The organism is Actinoplanes sp. ATCC 53533 (genome assembly GCF_003947245.1).
In genome coordinates, this window is sequence record NZ_QHHV01000523.1 from 1 (window position 1) to 1,515 (window position 1,515).

General features: G+C 69.2%; 1 protein-coding gene and 2 pseudogenes. All 3 read right to left on the reverse strand.

The annotated features are described in order from the left end of the window. Window positions 1-545 (reverse strand): annotated as a pseudogene (locus DMB66_RS59765) (ISL3 family transposase); the annotation flags it as partial. 147 nt (window positions 546-692) lie between these two features. Continuing rightward, window positions 693-776: pseudogene (locus tag DMB66_RS66455) on the reverse strand (hypothetical protein); the annotation flags it as partial. Next, a complete protein-coding gene (locus DMB66_RS59770; RefSeq protein WP_158647747.1) occupies window positions 760-1,389 on the reverse strand; it encodes a transposase family protein in 630 nt (209 codons plus the stop codon). The gene DMB66_RS59770 and the pseudogene DMB66_RS66455, both read right to left, overlap by 17 nt. Between the last annotated feature and the right edge of the window lie 126 nt (window positions 1,390-1,515).

The window sequence follows — 1,515 nt, forward strand, 5'->3', positions numbered from 1 at the left end:
TGCTCGGCTTGTTTGACCCAGGCTTCGAGGTGGGCGCCGCCGAGCGTGCGGACCAGGTCAGTGAACCCGCGGGCGAGATCACGGATAGTGACCAGGTCGGGACATAGGTCGCAGAGCCGCTGCAACTCGGCGCGATGTTCCTCGGTGAGCTTGCCGTCGGGCCGCATGATCCAGCCGGTGATGTCCCGGGCGGGCGGGACCGGCGGCGGTGCCAGGGTTGGCTGGTCGCAGCCCCGCAGGTTGATCAGGTAGCGGCGCAGGGTGCGTTCGCCGCCGCGGTAACCACGGGCGCGGATCTCGGCCAGCAACTCGGTAGTGCCGGTGATCCCGTCCTTGCAGCGTTGCTGCAGATAGCCCTTGTACCGGTCGAGGATGCTGTCGCGGGCGGTGCCGTTGGGTCCGAGCAGCAGATCGGGGTCGGCGGCCTCGGCATAGCGGCGCACGGTCTTGGGGTCCAGACCGAGCCTGCGGGCGATGACGTAGACGCCCACGCCCTGCTGGTGCAGGGCGTGGACCTCAGCGTGCCGGGCTCGGGTGCGCTGCACCCGTAATCCTGCGGGTGCCGGCTCGGCCGGGGAGACGGTCTCAGTGGCGCTGTGGGCTGGGGCCGATGGTTCGGGTGCGGGTTGCAGGCAGCGGCGGTGGTGAGCGACGGCTTTGTTCACCGCGTCGGACAGGTTGTGCATCAGATGCCATCGGTCGGCGACTTGGATCGCGTCGGGTGCGCCGCGGGTGGCGCCTTCGGCGTAGCAGCCGGCCCTATCTCGACAGATCACTTCGACGCCGGGATGCGCCTGGAGCCAGGCGGCCAGCGAGTCGGCTGCTGCGGTCGTCGAGGACGTCGATCACCTGGTGAGTACTCATGTCGATCAGGACGGTGCCGTAGCGGTGACCGCGCCGCCAGGCGAAGTCGTCCACGCCCAGGACTGTCACTGCGGGCACCACTGGTTCCGGCAGGGCCCGGACCAGGCGCAGCAGCGTCATCCGGCCCACAGCGGTACCGACGTGGCTGGTCAGGCGGGCGCCGGCCCGGCCACCCACCGCCAGCGCTACCGCTTCCAGCAGGCGACGGGCCAGCAGGCTGTGCCGGCTGTGTCGCACAGTCAGTCCGTCGATTTGCTCGGCGAAGATCCGGCGGACACAGTCTGCCAGGGTGCAGAAGAACCGCCGCACCCGTAACCGGACCACGGTCTCCCGGCCCGCGATCGCGGTGTCGAGCAGGCGCCGCTCGTACCGGCTGTGCACCCGCCATGACGGGGTGGAACAGGCCGGACACCGAGCGGCGACCGTGCTGGTCTCGGCCTGCACCCGCATCGACGTGCCCGTGTCGGACACGTTCGTGATGCGCAGCCCGGACAGGTGCGGGAAGAACACCGCAAGTAGCTCCACTAAGGACATAGGACATGATCAACCATCGACCAGTCGCGATCACCGAGACCGTGCCAGAGCCGCTTCGCCCTGACCCTTGACAACCACAACGACGGGTGGCCCTCACCATCCCGACGATCCACACCG